At 70.1% G+C, this 16295-nt stretch carries 15 protein-coding genes; 11 read left to right on the forward strand and 4 right to left on the reverse strand.

Annotated features, from left to right (window positions below; all coding sequences use genetic code 11):
• A partial coding sequence (locus G6048_RS06400; protein WP_165338468.1) for a Gfo/Idh/MocA family protein occupies positions 1-1173 on the reverse strand: 1173 nt, incomplete at its 3' end.
• Between the two features lie 248 nt (positions 1174-1421).
• Here G6048_RS06400 and G6048_RS06405 point away from each other — a divergent pair.
• The 4 genes from G6048_RS06405 to G6048_RS06420 are packed head-to-tail and all read left to right on the forward strand — an operon-like array spanning position 1422 to position 5141.
• On the forward strand, positions 1422-2714 hold the full coding sequence (locus G6048_RS06405) for an ABC transporter substrate-binding protein (RefSeq protein WP_165338469.1): 1293 nt from the start codon (positions 1422-1424) through the stop codon (positions 2712-2714).
• Positions 2711-3646, forward strand: a complete 936-nt coding sequence (locus G6048_RS06410; protein WP_165338470.1) for a carbohydrate ABC transporter permease — start codon at positions 2711-2713, stop codon at positions 3644-3646. The genes G6048_RS06405 and G6048_RS06410 overlap by 4 nt, the downstream gene beginning before the upstream one ends.
• Positions 3643-4515: a carbohydrate ABC transporter permease gene (locus G6048_RS06415; RefSeq protein ID WP_165338471.1), complete on the forward strand. Its 873-nt coding sequence runs from the start codon at positions 3643-3645 to the stop codon at positions 4513-4515. The genes G6048_RS06410 and G6048_RS06415 overlap by 4 nt, the downstream gene beginning before the upstream one ends.
• Positions 4516-4526: 11 nt before the next feature.
• The gene (locus G6048_RS06420) at positions 4527-5141 is read left to right on the forward strand and encodes a hypothetical protein (RefSeq protein WP_165338472.1); all 615 of its coding nucleotides are present in this window, start codon (positions 4527-4529) and stop codon (positions 5139-5141) included.
• A gap of 22 nt (positions 5142-5163) precedes the next feature.
• On the opposite strand, the gene G6048_RS06425 is transcribed toward G6048_RS06420, so the two are convergent.
• Positions 5164-6252, reverse strand: coding sequence for a serine/threonine-protein kinase (locus G6048_RS06425; RefSeq protein WP_235989511.1), 1089 nt, complete (start codon positions 6250-6252; stop codon positions 5164-5166).
• A 170-nt stretch (positions 6253-6422) separates the two neighbouring features.
• Between G6048_RS06425 and G6048_RS06430 the strand changes: the two genes are divergently transcribed.
• The 7 genes from G6048_RS06430 (at position 6423) to G6048_RS06460 (ending at position 14836) form a co-directional block, all read left to right on the forward strand.
• Positions 6423-7952: a hypothetical protein gene (locus G6048_RS06430; protein WP_165338473.1), complete on the forward strand. Its 1530-nt coding sequence runs from the start codon at positions 6423-6425 to the stop codon at positions 7950-7952.
• Between the two features lie 141 nt (positions 7953-8093).
• Positions 8094-8504 (forward strand): SseB family protein, encoded by a 411-nt coding sequence (locus tag G6048_RS06435; protein WP_165338474.1) that lies wholly within the window; start codon positions 8094-8096, stop codon positions 8502-8504.
• Positions 8505-8629: 125 nt separating this feature from the next.
• The gene (locus G6048_RS06440; RefSeq protein WP_165338475.1) at positions 8630-9445 is read left to right on the forward strand and encodes a VOC family protein; all 816 of its coding nucleotides are present in this window, start codon (positions 8630-8632) and stop codon (positions 9443-9445) included.
• 243 nt (positions 9446-9688) lie between these two features.
• Entirely contained in the window at positions 9689-10546 is an 858-nt protein-coding gene (locus G6048_RS06445) for an ABC transporter ATP-binding protein (protein WP_165338476.1), read from the forward strand.
• Positions 10543-11529 (forward strand): iron-siderophore ABC transporter substrate-binding protein, encoded by a 987-nt coding sequence (locus G6048_RS06450; protein WP_165338477.1) that lies wholly within the window; start codon positions 10543-10545, stop codon positions 11527-11529. The genes G6048_RS06445 and G6048_RS06450 overlap by 4 nt, the downstream gene beginning before the upstream one ends.
• Positions 11530-11533: 4 nt before the next feature.
• Entirely contained in the window at positions 11534-13618 is a 2085-nt protein-coding gene (locus G6048_RS06455) for an iron ABC transporter permease (protein WP_165338478.1), read from the forward strand.
• Between the two features lie 114 nt (positions 13619-13732).
• Positions 13733-14836 (forward strand): zinc-binding dehydrogenase, encoded by a 1104-nt coding sequence (locus G6048_RS06460; RefSeq protein ID WP_206341255.1) that lies wholly within the window; start codon positions 13733-13735, stop codon positions 14834-14836.
• A gap of 63 nt (positions 14837-14899) precedes the next feature.
• On the opposite strand, the gene ppk2 is transcribed toward G6048_RS06460, so the two are convergent.
• Together ppk2 and G6048_RS50835 are read right to left on the reverse strand one after the other, a co-directional pair.
• Entirely contained in the window at positions 14900-15703 is an 804-nt protein-coding gene (ppk2, locus tag G6048_RS06465) for a polyphosphate kinase 2 (RefSeq protein ID WP_165338479.1), read from the reverse strand.
• A 276-nt stretch (positions 15704-15979) separates the two neighbouring features.
• Positions 15980-16102 carry a hypothetical protein gene (locus G6048_RS50835; RefSeq protein WP_268978613.1) on the reverse strand — a complete coding sequence of 41 codons (123 nt, stop codon included), beginning with the start codon at positions 16100-16102 and terminating at the stop codon, positions 15980-15982.
• Positions 16103-16295: the final 193 nt, after the last annotated feature.

Consider the following 16295-nt stretch of genomic DNA (forward strand, 5'->3'; position numbering starts at 1 on the left):
GCCCCCGTGCCCGCCCTCGCCGGTCGCGACCTTCACCTCGCGTGGGCGCTCCCAGAAGGGGCGCAGGAGCAGCTCCGTACGGCCCGCCTCCTCGTCGGCCACCGAGCCGTGCATGACAGGACTCGAGCCCTCCGACCCGACCACGTCCGGACGGACCCACGTCGTCTCCTCCACCAGCAGCTCCAGCCGCCCCGAACTCCCGTTGAAGGAAACCCGGTAGCCCTCCCAGGGTGCGTACGCCGTGAGGTGGTACGTCAGAGTCGCGCCGGACGCGTACCGCACCAGCACCGCCATGTCGTCCTCGATGCTCACGCCGGGCCCGAAGACGTTCTGGTCGCGGTGATACCCGTCCTCCCCCTCGGCGTCGAGATACAGCGAGCGAAGCACGGGCGAGTCCGCCAGGTGTACGGCGAAAGGGTCGTCGTCGGCCGCTGGGTCGCCGTGTGCCCGCGCATAGGGACGCGCAAGTCCACGCCGCCGCCCGGCACTCTCCCCGTAGAAGAAGAGGCCACCCTGCGCGAAGACCGTCTCGGGCGACGTCCCCAACCACCAGTTCACCAGGTCGAAATGGTGCGTCGCCTTGTGGACCATCAGGCCACCGGAGTTGGCCTTGTCCCGATGCCAACGCCGGAAGTAGTCGGCGCCGTGCCGCAGATCGAGCAGCCACTCGAAGTGGACTGACCCGATCTCGCCGATCTCGCCGGCCGCGATGCACTGGCGTATGGCCGAATGCACCGGGTTGTAGCGGTAGTTGAAGGCGACCCGCACCTCGCGGCCCGTGCGTCGCTGGGCGTCCAGGATGCGCCGGGCCCGGTCGGCGTCCGTCGTCATCGGCTTCTCGGTGACCACGTCGCAGCCCGCTTCCAGGGCGCGCACGATGTACTCATCGTGCGTGCGGTCCACACTGCACACGACCACCAGATCGACGCGCTCGCGACGCAGCATGAGGTCGAAGTCCTCGGCCGCGTACGCCGGTACGGGCTCCCAGCCGGGGTGGTCGGCGGCCAGCCACTCGTTGTGGACGGCCATGCGGTGCGCGTTGACATCGCAGAAACCCACCAGGTCGAGACGGTCCGCGTAAGGACCGGCCAGCGCCTCCGTGAAGAGCCGGGCCCGTGCGCCCAGCCCCACCACGGCACAGCGACGGCGGCGACGTGCGGCCTCAAAGGGCATAGAGGCCCCCGAAGGCATAGAGGCCCCCGAAGGCATTGAGGCCTCCGAAGGTATCGAGGTCTCCGAACGCGTTTCCGATGGCGTATCCGAAGGCATAAAGATCTCCGTTCGCTTGGTGTCGACGGCGTCGGTGAAGATCCGTTGCAGTTCCAGGAAAGTGCTGCACGGGGGCTTGTACGGACATCCGGACGATCCCTAGGGTCGTTCTCCTCGCAAGCGCTTTCTGCCCGAGAGAGGTGACCCCACACATGCCCGGAAACAGGACAACGAGGTCCTGCGTGACGGCGACGGCGGCGGCGACGCTGGCACTCTGTGCGGCGCTCGCCGGCTGTACGGGATCCGGCGACTCGGTCGGCGGCGGCAAGGTCGTACTCCGCTACACCTGGTGGGGCAACCCGGACCGGGCGGCCCGTACCGAGGAGGCCGTCGCGCTGTTCGAGGAACGGAACCCCGGCATCGACATCCAGACGTCGTTCTCGGGATACGAGCCGTACAAGCAGAAGCTGGCCACGCAGGCGGCCGGCGGTGACGCCCCCGACGTGATGCAGCTCGACTACCGCATGATCGACCAATACGCGTCCGGTGGCGTCCTGTTGGACCTCGCGAAGCAGAAGTCCGCGCTCAGCACCGCCGACATCGACAAGGGCCTGCTGGCCACGGGCGTCGTGGACGGCAAGCAGTACGCGATTCCTCAGGCACGCGGGACCGAGACGACCGCGTACGACACGAAGCAGTGGAAGGCCTCGGGCGTCGAGCCGCCGCGCGAGGGCTGGACCTGGAGTGACTGGGCCGACGCGATGCGCGCCCTCGCGAAGGAGACCGGCAAGCCCGGCGGCACCGACCCCGGCCAGAGCGAGGACTGCTTCGAGGTGTGGCTGCGCGGCCAGGGCAAGGACCTCTACACCAAGGACCGCCAACTCGGCTTCACCGCCGATGACTTGGCCGAGTGGTGGACCTTCACGGACAAGCTGCGCCGCGAGGGTGCCGTCTCGTCCGCCGAGGACACCACCCAGATCGACGGCGCGGTCGAGAACACCCCGCTGGGCCGCGGCAAGGTCATCTCCGACATGAACTGGGACGCGCCCGCCAGCGGCTTCCTCGCCCTCATCCCCGGCGGAGTCACCCTCGCGCCCATGCCGTCGGGCGAGGACGGCACGCCCGGCCAGTACTTCAAGCCGTCGATGTTCATGGGCGTCGCCGAGGCCTCCGAACACCCCAAGCAGGCCGCCCAGTTCATCGACTTCATGCTGAACGACATGGACGCGGCGAAAATCCTCGGCGCGACCCGCGGCATCCCGATCAACGCGACGATCCGCGAGGCGATCGGCCCCGGGCTGAAGGACTTCGACAAGACGATCGACGACTACCAGGCCTCCCTGGACGGCGACCTCAACGCCCCGCCCCAGGCGCCCCCTTCGGGCGACAGCGCCCTGCAGACCACCTTCATGCGCGACTACGACCAGGTGTCGTACGAGCGGATGTCGCCCCGCGAGGCGGCCGAGGACTACGTCACCGAGGCGAAGGCGGAGCTGCGGTCATGACCACCACTGAGATACCGGCCCCCGCCACTACTCCGAAGACCACCCCCGCCAAGCGACCCAAGCGCCAACGCGAGGGCGCCGCCTGGGTGTTCCTCTCCCCGTGGGTTCTCGGCGCGGCCGTGCTGACGCTGCTCCCGATGGCCGTGTCGCTCTATCTCTCCTTCACCGACTACGACTTGTTCAACCCGCCGCAGTGGGTGGGCCTGCGCAACTACACGCAGATGTTCACCGAGGACCCGCGCTACTGGCGCTCGGTCGTCGCGACCCTCACATACGTCGTGATCGCCGTGCCCCTCCAACTCGGCCTGGCGCTGGTCGTCGCGCTCGCGCTGAAATCCATGAAGCGCGGACGCGGCTTCTACCGCTCGGCCTTCTACGCGCCCTCCCTCCTCGGCGCCTCCATGTCCATCGCCCTCGTATGGCGGGCGGTCTTCAACGACGGCGGCACGGTCGACAACCTGCTGGGCACGGGCGGTTGGGTCAATCAACCCGGCTGGGCGCTGTTCGCCGTCGCGCTGCTGACGGTGTGGCAGTTCGGCGCGCCGATGGTCATCTTCCTGGCCGGACTCCAGCAGATTCCGGGGGAGTTGTACGAGGCGGCCGCCGTGGACGGGGCAAGCCGATGGCGCCAGTTCCTGTCCATCACCGTGCCGATGCTGTCCCCGGTGATCTTCTTCAACCTCGTACTCCAGACCATCCAGGCCTTCCAGGTCTTCACCCCCGCCTTCGCGATCAGCGCGGGCAAGGGCGGCCCGGCCGACTCCACGCTCTTCTACACCCTCTACCTCTACGACCGCGGCTTCGTCGCCTCCCACATGGGCTACGCCTCCGCGATGGCCTGGGTCCTGCTCCTCGTGATCGGCGCCGTCACGGCCGTACTGTTCCGGACCTCGCGCTCCTGGGTCTTCTACGCGTCCGAGGGGGACCGATGACCACCTCAACCGCCGCAACTCCCGCCGTCCGCAAGCCCATTGCCTGGCGGCGCGTCGCCCTGCACGCCGGCTGTCTGGCCGCGCTGCTGGTGATGCTGTACCCGCTGGCGTGGCTGCTCGCGACCTCCGTCAAGCCCGCCGACGAGGTGATCGCCAGCCTCAACCTGCTGCCCGGCAGCCTGGAATGGTCCAACTACACGACCGCCCTGGAGGGCGTGAACGAAGTCTCCGTGTGGCAGTTGCTCGGCAACTCCCTGTTCATCGCGGGCGGCGCCGTCATAGGCAACGTACTGAGCTGCTCCCTCGCCGCGTACGCCTTCGCGCGTCTGCGTTTCCGCTTCCGCGGGCCGCTGTTCGCGTTCATGATCGCGACGATCATGCTGCCGCACCACGCCGTGCTGATCCCGCAGTACATCATCTTCAACCAGCTCGGCATGGTGAACACGTACTGGCCGCTGATCCTGCCCAAGTTCCTTGCCACGGAGGCGTTCTTCGTCTTCCTCATCGTGCAGTTCATGCGGGGGCTGCCGCGTGAACTGGAGGAGGCGGCGCGGATCGACGGCGCCGGGCCGTTCCGCAGCTTCTTCAGCGTCATCATGCCGCTGACCAGGCCCGCGCTGATCACCACCGCGATCTTCACCTTCATCTGGACCTGGAACGACTTCTTCACCCAGCTGATCTATCTCTTCTCGCCCGAGAAGTTCACGCTCACACTGGCCCTCAGGCAGTTCGTGGACGCCTCCAGCCAGTCGGCGTTCGGCCCGATGTTCGCGATGTCGGTGATCGCGCTGCTGCCGATCGTGCTGTTCTTCCTCGCCTTCCAGCGCTTCCTGGTCGAGGGCATGGCGAACTCCGGCATCAAGGGATGAAGGGGCAAGGGATGAGCGCCGGGCAGGCCCGCGAGACGGGCGAGATCTTCGGGCCGCGGATGACCCTGTTCGCGGATGTGCTGAGTGTCGGGGTCTGTACGGCGCTGGTGTCGCTGCCGGTCGTCACGATGCCGGCGGCACTGTCCACGGCCTGCGCGGTGCTGCGCAGCGCACGCGAGGACCAACCCGCCACGGCGGGACGGTACTTGGCGCTGCTGCGGCAACGGCTGCGGGCCGGGGACCTCGCGGCCGGTGCGCTGTCCGCGGCGGGCGTGCTGCTCCTGCTGGCGGACTTGGCGCTGGCTCGGGCGGGGTTGCCGGGCGCCCCGCTCTTCGCCGCCGTCGCCGCGCTCATCGGTACGTACGCCGCTGTCGTCGGCCTGCGCGCCTGCGGCCGCCCCGAGTCCCTCACCGACTGGCGCGCGGCCGTGCGCGAGGCGGCCCGGGACGCCGTACGGGACACCGGTGGCTCCGGCCTCGTACTCCTTGCCGTGGCGGCGGCAGCGCTGTGCGCGTGGATGCTGCTGCCGCTGGCGTTCCTGGCACCGGGGCCGCTGGCGCTGGCGCTGACGGCGATCGATGTACGACTGTCCGGGCACGACGTACGGCTGTCAGGGCGGGCCTGAGAAGAGGACGCGCGCGCGTGCGTCAGGAGAGGGGCAGGCCGTACTTCTCGCCGACCCGGTGGATCTCCTCCACCGGGTACGGCGTCTGCCTGCTCTCGTCGTGGAATGCGCGGTTGAAGCCCGACACCACCGCGGCCAGCGGTGCCCAGCGGGCGATCGCCGATGCCGCCGCGTCGGGGATGCCCGTGAGGCGCTCGCCCCGGGCGCAGGCGCGCACCGCCGCCTCGCGGTCGTCCCGCTCGTAGTCGTACAGGTCCTTGAGCAGCCAGTTCACCAGCCAGGTGGCCGTGTAGGCGCGGTCGTAGACGCGATGCCGGTCGTAGAAGGCGGCGTGGCTCTGCGACAGATCGAAGCGGGAGGAGAGCGCGAGGCCGAAGTCGGTGAAGTACAGGCGGCGTCCGTCGGTGAGGATGTTCTGGAAGTGGGCGTCGAAGTGCAGGAGCCCGCGGGCGTTCATGAAGGAGACGCCCGCTTCCAGTTCCCGCTCGACCATGGCGCAGGCCGCGTTCGCGTCCTCCGTGCGCATCCGGACGCCGAGCCAGGTGTGCAGGTTCTGCGGGATGTACTCCAGGAACAGCGCCACGCTCGCCGATGACCGGCCGAGCGCCTCGATCCGGTGGCGTATCTCCGGGTCGCCTCCCCAGTAGGCGACGGCCCGGTCCACATCGGCCAGTTCCTCGGGGAGGGGCTGCGCCGGGTCCGGCAGCACGCGCCAGTGGTGCAGAAGAGGGAAACCCTGGTGCTCGTCGCCGAGCACCCAGTTGGTCGTCATGATGTGCACGGCGAGCTCCCGCCAGACCCCGTAGCCCGGCCCGCCGACGGCACCGATGCCGTACTGGCAGAAGGCGGGCAGCCCGAACAGGTTCGCTGTGGACCGGACGTTCTCCGGCAGCGATTCCAGGTCGGTGACCGGCACCCGCTTCACGAACACCGGGCGTCCGGCGACCTCCATCAGCACCGACTTCCCGCCGATGCCGGAGCCCAACGGTGCGGCGGCGTCCACCAGTTCACCCAGCCGGTGATCGCTGCAGAGGGCGAGCGTGTTGGAGACAGCGCTGTGGGCGGCCAGGCGGGCACCGCGTGACATGTCGGGGGACTCCGGCTCTGCCATTACCTCGCCCACCCGTCTCCTGGCATGGACGCCACCCTACGTAACTGCGCTCCGGGCGGTGGATGCCCCCTCTTCCGCCGGGCTGCGGCCCTGCCCGACACAAGCTAATTTGTCCGTGTTTTCTTGTGTCTTTCAGACTGTGTCTCTTTCATCTTGGTGAAGGGTGCACGATGCCCAAGACCTTGCACGTCCCGCTCGTCGACGCCGAGCGCCGCCGCCCGTCGGTACGGGCACGCACGGCGCGGCGCTTCGGCGGTCAGGGCTGGCTCGCCCTCGTGGCAGGCGCCTTCACGCTCGCTCAACTGACGGTCGTACGGCCGGGGATGGGCCTCGGCTGGGATGAGGTGGTGTACGTCAGTCAGGTCAGCCCCGAGGCCCCGGCGGCGTTCTTCAGCGCGCCGCGCGCCCGCGGGGTCTCGCTGCTGGCCGCGCCCATCGCCTCGTGGTCGACGTCCACGGAACTGCTGCGGGTGTACCTGGCACTGCTGTCCGGGCTTGGCCTGTTCCTCGCGCTGCGCGCCTGGCGGGGAGTGATCCCCTTGCGCGTGCTCACTCTGGCGGGCGCGTTGTTCGCGACGCTGTGGGTGACCTTGTTCTACGGGCCGCAGGTCATGCCCAACTACTGGGTCGCCATCGGTGCCCTGGCCCTCGTCGGATGCTTCCTGCGCGCTCAGGCGAACCGTTTCGACCGGGCGGCGCTGTGGGGCGTGGGTCTGAGCGCGGCGCTGATGGCGTGGATGCGGCCCGCTGACGCGGTCTATGTGACCCTGCCGCTGCTCGTGCTGCTGGTGGGCGTGCGCCGTTGGCGGCGGTGGCAGGTACTGGGGGCGCTGGTCGCGGGGCTGGCGGCCGGGGCGGTCGAGTGGGTCGTCGAGGCGTACGTCGCTTATGGCGGCCTGGGGCAGCGGCTGGCCGACGCCTCCTTGGTCCAGGGCGGCCTGGGCTGGAACTTCGCCGTCGACGACCAGTTGCGCTCCCTGGTCGGCCGTACGCTGTGCCGCCCGTGCACCGCGCCGTGGCCGCACCCGGCGGTGCTGATCTGGTGGTTCGTGCTGCCCCTGCTCGCCGTCCTCGGCCTCGCGGTCGCCGTGCGGGCGGGCCGGACGGCCGTCGCCCTCGTGCCTCTGGCCTGCGCCGCCACGGCCGCCTTCCCCTACTTGTTCCTGATCGGGTACGCGGCCCCACGCTTCCTGCTGCCCTCCTACGCCCTGCTGGCGTTGCCGGTGGCGGGTGGGCTCGTCCACTTGGTCACCACGCCGCGGAGCCGAAGGCGGCGGAAAGCGGCCGTGACCCTGGTGGCGCTCGGTCTCGCCGGGCACCTCGCGATCCAGTACGCGGTGCTGAACCATGTCGTGGACGGCACCTACGCCGGCCGCCGCGAGTGGGCCCGTACGGCGGCGGAACTGGACCGGCTCGGCGTACGGCCGCCGTGCCTGCTGACCGGGCACGAGGCCATCCCGATCGCCTTCTACACCGGCTGCTCCTCCGCCCACACCGAGGGCAACAACGCCAACACCACCGCCGGGAACATCGAGCGAACCGCCCGGCGGCTGCCGGTCGCCGCGCTCGTCACGCCGGAGGGACGGCCGCCCGCGTACGCCCGTACGTGGCCGCAGCACCGGATCGGTGAGGTGCGGATCTATGTGGCACCCGCCTCCATGACCGCCGCTTCTCCCGCAGGGCGGGGCGCGGACACATGACCGCAGACACGTGGGTGCGGGCACATGACCGCGCCGGCGTGCGCATACCTGGTCTCACCTTGGGGTACGCGGAAAACGCCCCAGACCGGAACCCGACCGGGACCAGACCGGAACCCCCACGCACTGATGAGGATGAAGGCCATGATCGCCATCCCCGAGGCAGTGCTCACGGCCGCGGCGCAGGACGCTCTGCGCGATCTCAAGCGTCACCGTTACGACGCTTCGGCCCTGGACACCCTGATCGCCAGCGATGTCCTCGTGCCCCTGCCGTCCGACATCGCCGCGCTCGATGCCGAGGACGCCGACTCGATGACGCTGCCCGTACTCGAGTACCCGCCGGGAACCCAGGCCGTCGTGGTCTTCACCTGCGAGGAACGGCTCTCGGACGCGTTCCCCGAGATCGACTGCTATCGGCAGCTGCAACTCGAGATCCTGGCCGCCAACTGGCCCACCGAAGCGGACCTCACTTTGGCCATCGACCTTGGCCACCCTGACGCGGTGACCTTCACCTCCGCGGCTGTACGCGGCGTGCTCTCCCACTGTCAAAGGTGACACAGCGCTCCGCTGAGGAGGGCGGTTCCAAGCTGCGGCCTCCTTAGGGGTGCGGTACCGAGGGGCGATTGTCAGTGGCTGGTGTCACGCTGATGAGACAGACAGGACCTGCGAAGGGAATCGCCGTGATCACCACTGAACCGACCCCCGGCACCCCCTGCTGGACCGACCTCGGTGCGCCCGACGTTCCGGCCGCCGCGGCCTTCTATGGCGCGGTGCTGGGCTGGGAGTACCAGTCCATGGGCGAGGGGGGCGAAATGGAAGGCGGGATGTTCCAGAAGGACGGCAAGACCGTCGCCGGGCTCGGCAAGCTCAGCGAGGAGGGTGCCCGTTCCGCCTGGATGATCTACTTCTGCGTCACCGACGCGGACGCCACGACCCAGGCCGTTCAGGAGGCGGGCGGCACGGTGCGGGTGGCGCCGAGAGACCTCGACGACTGGGGGCGGATGGCGCAGTACAGCGACCCGCTCGGCGGCCAGTTCGCCGTCTGGCAGCCGGGGACGAACAAGGGCTTCGAGCTGGTGGAGGCGCCCGGCTCGCTGTCCTGGACCGAGCTGTACACCAGCGACGCCACCTCCGCGAAGGAGTTCTACGGCGAGGTGCTCGGCTGGCAGTTCGGCGACATGGAACTGCCGGGCGGCGGGGGTACGTACTCCCTCATCACCCCCGAGGGGCTCCCGGAGGAGCGCATGTTCGGCGGTGTCATGGAGCTCAGCAAGGAGGACCTCGCGCTGGCGAACGGGGTGCCGTACTGGCACCCGGTGTTCAACGTCACCGACTGCGACGCCGCGGTCGCCAAGGTCACCGAGAACGGCGGCAGCGTGCAGATGGGGCCGCAGGACGCGGAGGGCGTGGGCCGCCTGGCCGTCTGCCTCGACCCGGCGAACGCGGACTTCGTCGTGCTCAAGCCGGAGACGCCGGCGACTCCGGCCCAGGGCTGAGCCCCGCGGGGATCCATCGGCAGCACCCGCGAACGGTCCGGGCGGTCCTGCGCACCGCCCGGGCCACCGCCCGCGCGGGATGCTGTCCGTCGTCCGGTCACCGGTCGGCCGTCACGGCGGGTGCGGCGGGCGCGCGCCAACTGCCCACCTCCGCGCGGGGTTTCCCTTCTGGCCGACCTTCGCCTTGCGCCTGCTCACTCCCGGTCTCGCGGTCTTTCGTTAGGTTAGGCTAACCTTTGCCGCGTGCATGCAGGCGAAGAGAACTCCGCGACCGCGCGTCCTCGCGGTCATGGACTGTCGGCCACGGACGTCACCGTGGCGTACGACGGTGTCGACGTCGTACACGAGGCGTCGCTGACCCTGCGGCCCGGCGAAGTGACCGTGCTGGTCGGCCCGAACGGCAGCGGGAAGTCGACACTCCTGCGGACCCTCGCGCGGCTGCAGCGACCGAAGACCGCCACGCTCGTCATCGACGGCACCGACGGACTCGCCCTGACCCCGCGTGAGTTCTCGCGCCGCCTGGCCCTTCTGACGCAGGGGCGCCCCACGCCCAGCGGGCTGACCGTGCGGGACGTCGTCGAGTTCGGCCGCTACCCGTACCGGGGCCGCTGGGGCCGCGCCGACCCGGACGGCCGGACCGCGGTGGACCGCGCGCTGGCCATGACGGGCGTCGCGGGACTCGCCGAACGCGGCGCCGAGCACCTCTCCGGAGGGCAGCTCCAGCGCGTCTGGCTCGCCGGCTGCCTGGCCCAGGAGACCGGCGTACTGCTCCTCGACGAGCCGACGACCTACCTCGACCTGCGCTACCAGGTCGAACTCCTCGACCTCGTCCGCGACTTGGCGGACGACCACGGGATCGCGGTGGGCGCCGTCCTGCACGACCTGGACCAGGCCGCGGCCCTCGCCGACCGCATCGTCCTCCTCGACGAGGGACGGATCATCGCGGACGGCCGCCCCGACGACGTACTGACGGCGGAGCGGCTGACCGCCACCTACGGCATCCGCATCGAAGTCGGCACCGACCCCATGACGGGCCTGTTGCGCACCCGCGCGATCGGCAGGCACCACTCGCGAAGCGAAAGGCTCAACCCCACCCCATGAGACGCCTCCTGATGACCGCGGCAGCCGCCACCGCCGCGGCGCTCACCATGACCGCCTGCGGGACCACCGAGCCCGCCGCCGACGACGCCGAGGCGAAGCCGTCCGCCGAGCGCATCAGCCTCACCGACGCCTCCGGCGTGAAGACCGAGCTCGACGGGCCCGCCGAGAAGGTCGTGGCGACCGAGTGGAACGAGGTCGAGTCCCTGATATCGCTGGGTGTCGACCCCGTCGGCGTCGCCGACATCAAGGGCTACAAGCTCTGGGACAGCGCGGTCCCCCTTAAGAACGAGCCCAAAGACATCGGCGTACGCGGCGAGCCGAGCATGGACACCATCGCCGGCCTGAAGCCCGACCTCATCGTCGCCAGCAGCGACCTGCCGCCGGCCGCCGTGAAGCAGATGCGCGACATCGCCCCGGTCCTGCAGATCAAGTCCGCCGACGCAGCCGACCCGATCGGGCAGATGACCAAGAACCTCGACGTCATCGCCAAGGCCACCGGCACCACCGAGCAGGCCGAGAAGCTCAAGAAGGACTTCGAGGCGAAGATCGCCGAGGGCAAGAAGGCCCTCGCCGACGCCGGTCTCGCCGGCGCGGACTACGCCTTCGCGGACGGTTACCTCGTCTCCAACCAGACCACGATCCGCCCGTTCACCAGCGGCTCGCTCATCGGCGCGGTCAACGAGCGGATCGGTCTGAAGAACGCCTGGACCGTCAAGGGCGACAAGGATTACGGGCTCGGCTCCACCGACGTCGAAGGCCTCACCAAGCTCGGCGGCGACGTGCGGTTCGCGTATATCGGCAACGACGGCGACAAGAGCAGCACCCCCTTCAGCGGTGCTCTGGCCAAGGACAGGGTGTGGACGTCGCTGCCGTTCGTGGAGAAGGGCAATGCGCACCGGCTGCCCGACGGCATCTGGATGTTCGGCGGAACCGGGTCGATGAGCGCGTACATCGACGCCGTCGTCGCCGCGCTGACGAAGTAACACCATGGCCGTGACCGCACCCGCACCCCCCGCCACCCGTCCGCCGGCGGCCACGTCCCGGGTGGGCGAGGCCGCGGTGACGGCCGCGCTGGCCCTGCTGGTCGCGGCGCTCGCGGTCGTGGACATCACGCAGGGCACGGCCGCGGTCGGTGCGCCCGAGATCTGGAAGGCGCTCACCGGCCGGGCCGATCCGGCGGACGCGTCCGTCGTCATCGCCTCTCGGCTGCCGCGTATGACCGCCGGGCTGCTCGTCGGGATCGCGCTCGGGATGGCGGGCACCGCGCTGCAGAAGGTCAGCCGCAATGTGCTCGCCTCGCCCGACACGCTTGCGGTGAACGCGGGGTCCTATCTTGCACTCGGGCTCGTTTCCGTGACCGGGGTTTCGCTGCCGCTGCTTGCCTCGTCCGGCGCCGCGTTTGTCGGCGGACTCGGGGCGGCGGCTGTGGTGCTCGGGCTTTCCGGGCTGGGTGCGGGGACGGTACGGCTCGTGCTCGCGGGCAGCGCGCTCGCCCTCGGGCTCACCGCCGTCACCGAGGGGCTGCTTCTGCTGTTTCCGCAGGAGACACAGGGGCTGTACCAGTGGAACCAGGGGAGCATTTCGCAGAACGGGTTCGACGGCGTGTTGCAGATGGTGCCGATCGGGCTCGCCGGTCTCGTCGGGCTTCTGCTGCTCGCTCGGCGGGTAGACGCCCTCGCTCTTGGTGACGATGCCGCCCGCGGGCTCGGCGTGCCGGTTCGGGCGACCCGGGTTGCGGGGGTGGTTCTCGCGGCGCTGCTCTCGGCAGCGGCCGTCACCCTTGCCGGGCCGATCGGCTTTGTGGGGCTGTGCGCGCCCGCGTTCGTCCGGCCTCTTGCCCGCAGGATCCGCGCGCTCTCCCGGACGCGTACCAGCCTGCCGGTCGTGGGACTCGCCGGTGCGGCGCTGGTCCTCGGTTCGGATGTGCTGTTGCGCGCCATCGTTCCGGCGGACGTGGCCGTCGCCGTTCCGACCGGCGTCGTCACCAGCCTTGTCGGCGCCGTCTTCCTGATCGTGTTGGCCACGCGCGTCCGGGACACTGCTGGCGCAGCCGCGCAGGACGGGCTGCGCATCAGAAGCCGGGGCGTCTTCCTCACCACCACGGGCGTACTGGTGGCCGTGCTCGTCGGCGTGACGATTGCCGCCGTGCTGCTTGGTGACAGCAAGTTGCTGCTGGGTGATGTGGCGAACTGGGCACAGGGGCGCGCCGGCCGGACCATCAGTTTCGTACTCGACACTCGGGTGCCCCGGGTTCTCGCGGCGCTCCTCGCGGGTGCGGCGCTCGCCCTGGCCGGGACGCTCGTGCAGGCCGTGACGCGTAATCCGCTCGCCGACCCCGGCATCCTGGGCGTCTCCGGCGGGGCCGCGCTCGGCGCCGTGCTCCTCGTGACGACGGTGTCCTCCGTCGGATCGTGGGGCGTGGCCGGTGCGGCGTTCGCGGGCGCAGCGGTCAGTTCCGTCCTCGTGTTCGGGCTTGCCGCGCGCGGCGGGTTCCAGCAGAACCGGCTCGTTCTCGTCGGGTTCGGTGTTGCCACCGCGGCGTCCGCGCTGATCAGCCTGCTGATCATCCTCACCGATCCGTTCAACGCGACCCTTGCGCTCACCTGGCTGTCGGGGTCCACCTACGGGCGGACTCTGCCCGACGTGGTGCCACTCGCGGTCGTCCTCGCCGTTGGGCTGCTCGTGGCGTGCCTGCGGCGCACCGAGCTTGACCTTGTGTCGCTCGACGAGGACACGCCGAGGCTTCTGGGGCTTGGGCTGAGCCGGGGGCGCCTCGGTTTTCTGACGCTGGCCGTGCTGCTCAGCGGCACCGCCGTGGCGGCCGCGGGCGCGATCGGGTTCGTGGGGCTGGTGGCTCCGCATGCGGCCAGGGCTCTGGTGGGGCGGCAGCATGGGCGGGTGGTGCCGGTGGCGGTGCTGCTGGGCGCGACGCTTGTTTGTGCGGCGGATTTGCTGGGCCGCACGGTGATTGCGCCGGCTCAGCTTGGGGCGGGGCTGATGACGGCGGTCATCGGTACGCCGTACTTCTTGCACCTGCTTGTGCGTATGCGCTCCGCTGGAAGGCCGGTGTGACGCTGCGGGTCCGTTGTGGCTGGTCGAGCCGTTACGTTGACACAGGCCCGGGCCCCTGACGGGGCGCGGGCCGGCGCCCAACTTCGCCTACTCCGCAAACGAACAGGAACCCTCGTGATCTCTGCCGTCGTCATGAGCGAGCCCGGTGCACCGCTCGAAGTCCGCTCGTTCGCCCAGCCCGAACTCGAGCCGGGCGCGGTCCTGTTGCGGACCCTGGGCAGCGAGGTGTGCGGCACGGATGCACACCTGTGGAAGGGGCAGCTCGCCGGTGTTCCGTATCCGATCATTCCCGGGCATGTCAGTGTGGGGCGGATCAGTGCGCTGGGGCCGGGGGAGGCCCCGAGGGACGTGGACGGGGTTCCGCTGCGGGTCGGGCAGGTCGTGACGTTTCTCGATGTGTACGGGACCTGCGGGCGCTGTTGGTACTGCACCGTCGCCCATGCGACCACGCGCTGCCCGGAACGGAAGGTCTACGGGGTCACCCTCTCGGCCGACGACGGGCTGCTGGGCGGCTGGGCGGAGTACATCCATCTGAAGCCGGGCGTCCATGTGATACCGCTGCCCGACGAGCTGGACTGGCGCGCGTTTCTCTCCGGAGGCTGCGGGATGCCTACCGCGCTGCATGCCGTGACGCTCGGCGACATCGGGTTCGGTGACACGGTCGTGGTCCAGGGCGCGGGGCCCGTCGGCCTGTGTGCCGCCGTGCTCGCCCAACTGCGCGGCGCCGGCCGGGTGATCGTCATCGGTGGGCCGGAGGGCAGACTGGCGGCGGCGACCCGTTTCGGCGCCGACAGCGTCATCGATATCGGCGGCACCACGGCCGACGAGCGGATCGCGGCGGTGCGGGACGTGACCGCGGGACGTGGCGCCGACGTCACGATCGAGGCGACCGGAGTGCCCTCGGCGGTGCCCGAAGGCATGCGGCTCACCCGGGACGCCGGGCGATACGTGATCGTAGGCCAGTACACCGACGCCGGTGAGGCGACCTTCAACCCGCATCTCGACCTGAACCAGAAGCACTTGGACGTCCGCGGCTGCTGGGGCAGCGACGTGGGGCACGTGTACCGGGCGGTCCAGGTCATGGCCCGCTACGGGCGGATCTTCCCCTGGACCGACCTCATCACCACGGAGTACGGCCTCGCCGAAGCACAGGCCGCGCTGGAGGACGTCGCGGCCCAGCGTGTGGTGAAGGCGCTCATCGTGCCGCGGCAGGAGTGAGTGTCATGCCGCGGCAGGAGTGAGCGCCGTGCCGCGGCAGGCGTGAGTCCGTAAGGCCGTGTGTCACAGGCTCGCCGCGTGGTCGGGGACGTAGGTCTGCAGGTCGCGCGGCGGGCGCTCGTAGCCGGTCGACTCGGGGCGCTCCGGCAGCTCCAGCACCGGCGGCGGCACCTCGTGGTACGGCACGGAGTCCAGCAGGTGGGCGATCATGTTCAGCCGGGCCCGGCGCTTGTCGTCGCTCTCCACGACATGCCAGGGCGCCTCGGTGATGTCGGTGTGCACCATCATCTCGTCCTTGGCCCGGGAGTACGCCTCCCAGCGGGTGATCGACTCCAGGTCCATCGGGGACAGCTTCCAGTGCTTCAGCGGATCCTCCAGCCGGCGCCGGAAGCGCTCCTGCTGCTCGGTGTCGCTCACCGAGAACCAGTACTTGCGCAGCAGGATCCCGTCCTCCACCAGCATCCGCTCGAAGATCGGGCACTGCCGCAGGAAGAGCTGGTACTCCTCCTTCGTGCAGAAGCCCATCACGTGCTCGACCCCGGCCCGGTTGTACCAGGAGCGGTCGAACAGCACGATCTCCCCGGCGGCCGGCAGATGCTCGACGTAGCGCTGGAAGTACCACTGGGTGCGCTGCCGCTCGGTCGGCGTCGGCAGCGCCGCGATGCGCGCGATCCGCGGGTTGAGATGCTCGGCGACCCGCTTGATGGTGCCGCCCTTGCCCGCCGCGTCCCGGCCCTCGAAGACGACGACCAGCCGGGCACCCTCGGCACGCACCCATTCCTGGAGTTTCACCAACTCGGTCTGCAGGCGCAGCAGTTCCCGCTCGTATGCCGCGCGTGGCACCTTCGCCGCCTTCTTGCCGCTCATGCCGTCTCCCTCACCCGATGGCCTACGCCGATGACCTCAACGTAATCGACGTACTCACTGGTCGGCCGGGAGGGGCCGGTCGGCCCTGTTGGGTACTCGGCGGGCCAGGGGAGGGTGGGGACGTACGTACGGACCCGCAGGCACCTCCGACCGATCCCAGATCACCGATCCCCGATCCGGAAGGGAACCCATGATGTCCGTCGACACCCGGCAGGCGCCGACGCTGCTCACCGACGACGAGCTGAGGACGCTGGACGCCCACTGGCGCGCCGCGAACTACTTGTCCGTCGGCCAGATCTTCTCCTGGTGGCGCATGAGCTCGATCTCGGCCAGGCGCAGCTCCTCGCGGGCGGCGAGGTAGTCCTCGGATTCCCCGGCCAGTCTGGTGCGCCGCAACATCGCGTCCTCCTGGGGTGGCCATTTCCCCCGCAGCGGTCATCCAAGTCTGGGGCGGCCGACCCGGCGCCGCGGGCGGACCGGGCGGCTTCCTGCCGCCGCCGGTCACCGGCTCGCCGTACGGGGCGTACGAGTCGTACGCGTCGGCTCGTACGTCATCGGCCTGGCGCTGCACGGGCGACGCAGCTCTGCCCTG

The sequence above is a fragment of the Streptomyces ureilyticus genome (genome assembly GCF_011045025.1).
Lineage (GTDB): Bacteria > Actinomycetota > Actinomycetes > Streptomycetales > Streptomycetaceae > Streptomyces > Streptomyces ureilyticus.

Bases quoted from the DNA above. Each gene is read 5' to 3' on its own strand.
- G6048_RS06410 (WP_165338470.1), top strand. From the start codon at position 2,711: ATGACCACCACTGAGATACCGGCCCCCGCCACTACTCCGAAGACCACC.
- G6048_RS06420 (WP_165338472.1), top strand. From the start codon at position 4,527: ATGAGCGCCGGGCAGGCCCGCGAGACGGGCGAGATCTTCGGGCCGCGG.
- G6048_RS50835 (WP_268978613.1), bottom strand. From the start codon at position 16,102: ATGTTGCGGCGCACCAGACTGGCCGGGGAATCCGAGGACTACCTCGCC.
- G6048_RS06455 (WP_165338478.1), top strand. From the start codon at position 11,534: ATGGCCGTGACCGCACCCGCACCCCCCGCCACCCGTCCGCCGGCGGCC.
- G6048_RS06430 (WP_165338473.1), top strand. From the start codon at position 6,423: ATGCCCAAGACCTTGCACGTCCCGCTCGTCGACGCCGAGCGCCGCCGC.
- G6048_RS06405 (WP_165338469.1), top strand. From the start codon at position 1,422: ATGCCCGGAAACAGGACAACGAGGTCCTGCGTGACGGCGACGGCGGCG.
- G6048_RS06425 (WP_235989511.1), bottom strand. From the start codon at position 6,252: ATGGCAGAGCCGGAGTCCCCCGACATGTCACGCGGTGCCCGCCTGGCC.
- G6048_RS06435 (WP_165338474.1), top strand. From the start codon at position 8,094: ATGATCGCCATCCCCGAGGCAGTGCTCACGGCCGCGGCGCAGGACGCT.
- G6048_RS06415 (WP_165338471.1), top strand. From the start codon at position 3,643: ATGACCACCTCAACCGCCGCAACTCCCGCCGTCCGCAAGCCCATTGCC.
- G6048_RS06450 (WP_165338477.1), top strand. From the start codon at position 10,543: ATGAGACGCCTCCTGATGACCGCGGCAGCCGCCACCGCCGCGGCGCTC.
- ppk2 (WP_165338479.1), bottom strand. From the start codon at position 15,703: ATGAGCGGCAAGAAGGCGGCGAAGGTGCCACGCGCGGCATACGAGCGG.